We start from the raw sequence: 4,756 nt of genomic DNA, 5'->3' as shown, positions 1-4,756 counted from the left end.
TAACCGGTTGCTCTCGTATATTGCAGAGGCACATTGTAGCCCGCTGCCCAGGCAACACCAGATATGGTAAGCACAAAGGCTATTGCCACGAACAATGCTATAAATTTTCTCACCCTTGCACCCCCTTTCTAGAATCTCTAAATCTCTGGTTATACATTATTATACCCAAAATGATTGTGAACCTAGTCGCATAATTTTATTCTACTTCCCTCTGCTAAATCCTTCTTTTTTAGAAAATTAATTGGCGGGAGATGAACTCCCGCCTTAGACCCGTTATTAACAGACCTAAAGGTCTGTTTCTAATGTTAATACTATTCAACGGTTACCCTTACCACTTGAACTCTATCGTTATATTTATCAGAAACTATAAAAACACCATCGCCGGCATAAGCGATATCCGCGGCGTAGTAAAACTGCCCGGGTTTGTCCCCTAGCTCTCCACCTAGATTTGCCAGCTCTTTGCCTTTATTCGTCAACACCCTGATGGAATAATGGAAGGCATCTACGAGATAAAGTCTCTGATCCTCATCTATGGCAAGTCCCGCTGGAAGACCAAAACGCCTCTCGAGAGCCCAGATATCCTTGGAAGGTTTACCAACTACCCACAAGACCTCACCATCTTTATCGAGAGCCTGGAGTCTCAAATTGTTTGAGTCGGAGACGTAGACATTTCCTTCCTTCCCAATGGCAATTCCATTGGGAAAATCAAACTCTCCTTTGTCCCTCCCTCTCCTCCCCCATTTTGCCAGCTCATTACCATCAAGATCATAGATTATGACGTGACCATAAGTGGTAAGATAAAGCTTATTGTGAGCAATTCTGGGAATTAAGGGCATCATTACTCGGAATTCTTTGATGAATTTTCCCTTGGAATCGAAGATGAAGACCTTGCTTTGTAATCTATCCGTGACATAGATGCGCCCTTTGGGGCTCACCGCTATGCCCATAGGAGCAGTAAACTCTCCAAGGCCTTCCCCCTTCTTCCCAAACTTAAATAAGAACTTCCCCTTCTCGTCGAAGACCAAAATCCGGTCATTCTTCTGATCGGATATATAAATATTTCCTTTTCTATCCACGGCTACACCATGGGGTCTTGAAAGGAGTTGATCGGGCTTATCTCCATATCCATATATGGAAAATAGATGTTCGATTCCCTTTATTTCTGGAGTTACAACCCTTTGAGAGGGACGGACGAGAGTGAGGTAAAGATAGAAAAGAGCAGCCAAAATCAAAAGCAAAATGACGAGGACGATGATTAAAAAATGTCGCTTCTTCAATGCTTCCTCCAATATTGAATTTGAAGCACCACTTTGCAGGGGACGAGCCCCCGCGCTACATTTAGGGAAATTATAGCAAAAATAATCTATTGTACAAACAGGTCTTTAGACGTTACCTTAACAAACTTAACAGACCTTAGGTCTGTTTCTAGGGGACAAAATCCCTATGAGAGACAAAGTGTAGGAGCGGGTTTTATCCGCCCACAAAAGATCTTTAGCGGGGACGAGCCCCCTGCCTACCGGCAGGCAGACCCGCGCTGCCGCTACTTCATTAAGGTAGTTCTCTCCAGGAATGACAGATCAAACAAAGCTCATCCGGGTACCAGCGAACCATAGCCACCCTACCTGTTCCATGGGGATTATGACAGGTACTGGCACAAGTAAGTCGTGTTTCCCTCCGTGGATCCATATAGCCATTGCCATAGGGATGGTCGCTCCACCGATGTGGACCTAAGGGGTGACAGGATTTACAAAGGGTGATGGATTCGTAAAGTAATAAAGGCTCAAAGTCAGAACCATGGGCCATATGACAATTCGTGCAAAAACCCTCTTTCCTTCTCTGGCTGACGAAGTTATGGGCACAGGTCACATAATTTGTCTCAATATCCGGATGGCATAAATAGCATAAGTCATTGCCGGAGGCGAGCGTGAGATTCGAAAAATAGGAACCGTGAGGGGAGTGGCAATCGTGGCACACAATTGTGAGACCAATGGGGTGATGAGATGGCTTTTGCACCTCTTCTGCGATATCCCCATGACAGAAATAGCAAACATCGGGCTCAGCAGCCAGAAGTAGAGGTTTAATGTTCGAAGCGTGAGGATGATGACATTCAGTGCATTCACCATTGAAATATGGTGGGTGCTGAACTGGTTTTAAAATATCCGGAGCGATTGTGGGGTGACACATGAAGCATAAAGGATTTTGCGCCATGATCAGCATAACTTTATGATCCGAGCCATGAGCATCGTGGCAGTCGGCGCAATAGCCTTTTTCATAAGGTGGATGAACCTGAGCCAACTTAAGATCGCGAAATATGGGATGGCAAGCGGTACAAATCTTTTGGGAAGACTCTCTCAAAATATACCTATGGCAAGATGCGTGGGGATCGTGACAGTCGGTACAGAAGCCCTTGGTCACGGGAAGATGCGTATACAGTTTGCCCAGCTTCTGAGCGATTGGTTGATGACAGCCAAGGCAAAGCTCTTTCCTCGCCGCTCTAAGTTTTGTTTTCTTGATTTTATTGTGAGGAATGTGGCAAACGATGCATTCTCCCCGCTTAAAGATCAGATGCGTGTAATCCAGCTTTAGCTTCGCTTTTAACTCGGTATGGCATGAAAGGCATAACTTGACGGCAAGTGGAGCAACGGGTTTCGGTGGTCTCCTCAGGAAAACAAAAAGAAAATATAAGGTAAAGGCCATGACTAAGACCAGCAATAAGATTAATAATATGGTACTTATCTTCGGTGCTTCGCGCTCTTGAGGCGCTTTTTGGGATTGCTCGCGATTCAAATCTAAATAACTCCTTTCTAATCCCCTCCATGTTCTTTGATCCCCCGTCGTGCTTCTTCATTTTCCGGATCCAATTTCAGCGTTTTTTTCCACTCTACTATCGCCGCGTCGATCATCCCCCTCTTTATATGAATCTTCGCCAACCCATTATGTGCCTCGACGAGATCAAACTTTTGCTTACCACTCGACAGGACCTCTCTATAGTATTTTTCGGCTTGGTCGAGGTTTTCCTTTAAGATAAGACACTCAGCCAGGGTTAAGTATGCACCTATAAATTTGGGGTTAAGATCGATGGCGATCTTTAGTTCTTTGATGGCTTTGTCCAATTCATTCCGGGATTTATACATTGCGGCTAAATTATAGTGCGGTTCAGGTGCCTTGGGCATCAACTGGATGGTCTTTTTATAATGTTTGATTGCCAGGTTTGTCTTCCCCATGTTTTCATAGGTCATGGCCAATTGATAATGTATTCCGGCGTCCTTGGGATTGAGCTCCAACGCCTTTTTAAAGGCTTCCGAAGCCTCCTTTAACCTACCCTCCCTGAAGAGCTTCCCCCCTTTTCCACCATATTCAGCTGCCTTATCATGTAAAGCCTTTCCCCTCAAAGAACCCAAGTAAATGGCTGCAATGACCAAGGGAATTAAAACTATGGTTACCCATAGAATATATACCCACTTTTCATGCTTTGCCCTCATCACTTTCCCTCTTTCAACCTTCTTAAAGCTCGCCTGGCTTTCTCGTGATCCGGCAAGTATTTCAGCACCTCTTGATATTCCCTTATAGCCAATTCCTTCTGTCTCATCCTCTCATAGGTCATGCCCAAATAATAATGGGTATCCGCAGTCACCGGGCTTATCTCGATACTCTTCTTGAAAGCTTCAACCGCTTTATCGTATTCTTTTTGTTCAAAATGTATCTTTCCTAAACAGAAGTAAGCCAGCTCATGCCTAGGGTCGAGTTTGACAACCAGATTTAGCTCGTCGATCGCTTTTTTAATCTCGCCCCGTGCTTGATAGACCAGGGCAAGATAATAATGGGGCGTTGCGGATTTGGGGCCGAGTTTGATGGCTCTCTTTAACTCTTTTATGGCCTCTTCATTCTTCCCCAATCGAAAGTAGGCGAATCCAAGCTTGGTGTGGGCTTCCGCGTCCCTGGGATTGGCTTTCACCTCCGCTTCGTACTTCAATACATCCCGCTCCGCAGCAGTTTGAGGGACTTTGGATCCAAAGAAAACTGATTTAACTATGATTACTCCCAATGTCAAAATGGCAATGAGAAGAAGGAAAATTATGCCAACAAGTATGGGACTGACTTTCTCAGGTGAATCTGGGGCTTGGGTTTCCTTTGATAGCATGATTCCTCCCTAAGAAGGTCTGGGTGTAAACTCGGAGGGGGAACAGCTTTGCTTTCCCTCTTCCGACGGTCGTCCCGATTTTATCGGGACTCCCTGCCTCCCCTTCTCACCCCGACCTGTCGGGGCTGACTGAAGGGGGCACGCCCCTTTGGAACCCCCTAATTTGTCCCACCCTAGAAGAGCGAGCTTAACAATTAGTAAGCGAATTCATTCACAAATTGCATGCACAAAGATATCAGAATGGGCTGGAAATGTAAAGGAAACCCACATCAGATGGTATTTTGCAAACATGGCTTTTAAATGAGGACTATTGATTCCGAAGGTTTAGAGTGTATATTTTAGGGTCAAATTGTGACATCGCAGCTTACAACCTTGAGGGGATTTCGGGAAGGAGGTTAGCGATGTTGCAGGCGTTCAAGGGCTCTTTTGGCATCTTTATAAGCTGGATTTATCTCAAGAGCTTTTTGATATGACTTTTTAGCCTCGGAGAGCAGACCCATTCTCTCAAAGACCCACCCCATGTTGTAATAAGCGTCAACTTTTCCGGGATTTATGGCCAAAGTCTTTTTCCACTCGGAGAGCGCCTTTTCAAAATTACCTTGGTAAGCCAGAGCG

The 4,756-nt window shown here is 45.1% G+C and carries 5 protein-coding genes; all 5 read right to left on the bottom strand.

Translation table 11 applies throughout. The features are described 5' to 3' along the window. Positions 1–311: 311 nt before the first annotated feature. Entirely contained in the window at positions 312–1,277 is a 966-nt protein-coding gene (locus tag AB1466_02380; GenBank protein ID MEW6188950.1) for a 6-bladed beta-propeller, read from the bottom strand. A gap of 271 nt (positions 1,278–1,548) precedes the next feature. Beyond that, complete coding sequence (locus AB1466_02375) at positions 1,549–2,787, bottom strand: cytochrome c3 family protein (protein MEW6188949.1); 1,239 nt, start codon at positions 2,785–2,787, stop codon at positions 1,549–1,551. A 17-nt stretch (positions 2,788–2,804) separates the two neighbouring features. Beyond that, positions 2,805–3,482, bottom strand: a complete 678-nt coding sequence (locus AB1466_02370) for a tetratricopeptide repeat protein (GenBank protein MEW6188948.1) — start codon at positions 3,480–3,482, stop codon at positions 2,805–2,807. Beyond that, positions 3,482–4,141 (bottom strand): tetratricopeptide repeat protein, encoded by a 660-nt coding sequence (locus AB1466_02365; GenBank protein ID MEW6188947.1) that lies wholly within the window; start codon positions 4,139–4,141, stop codon positions 3,482–3,484. Before AB1466_02365 ends, AB1466_02370 begins: the two co-directional genes overlap by 1 nt. A gap of 395 nt (positions 4,142–4,536) precedes the next feature. Further along, on the bottom strand, positions 4,537–4,756 hold a 220-nt coding region (locus AB1466_02360), incomplete at its 5' end, for a tetratricopeptide repeat protein (protein MEW6188946.1).

It is taken from the genome of Actinomycetota bacterium, from assembly GCA_040755895.1.
Classification (GTDB): Bacteria; Actinomycetota; Aquicultoria; order Subteraquimicrobiales; family Subteraquimicrobiaceae; genus Subteraquimicrobium.
The sequence above is the reverse complement of the archived record's forward strand: the minus strand, read 5'-3'. Positions and strand labels throughout refer to the sequence as shown.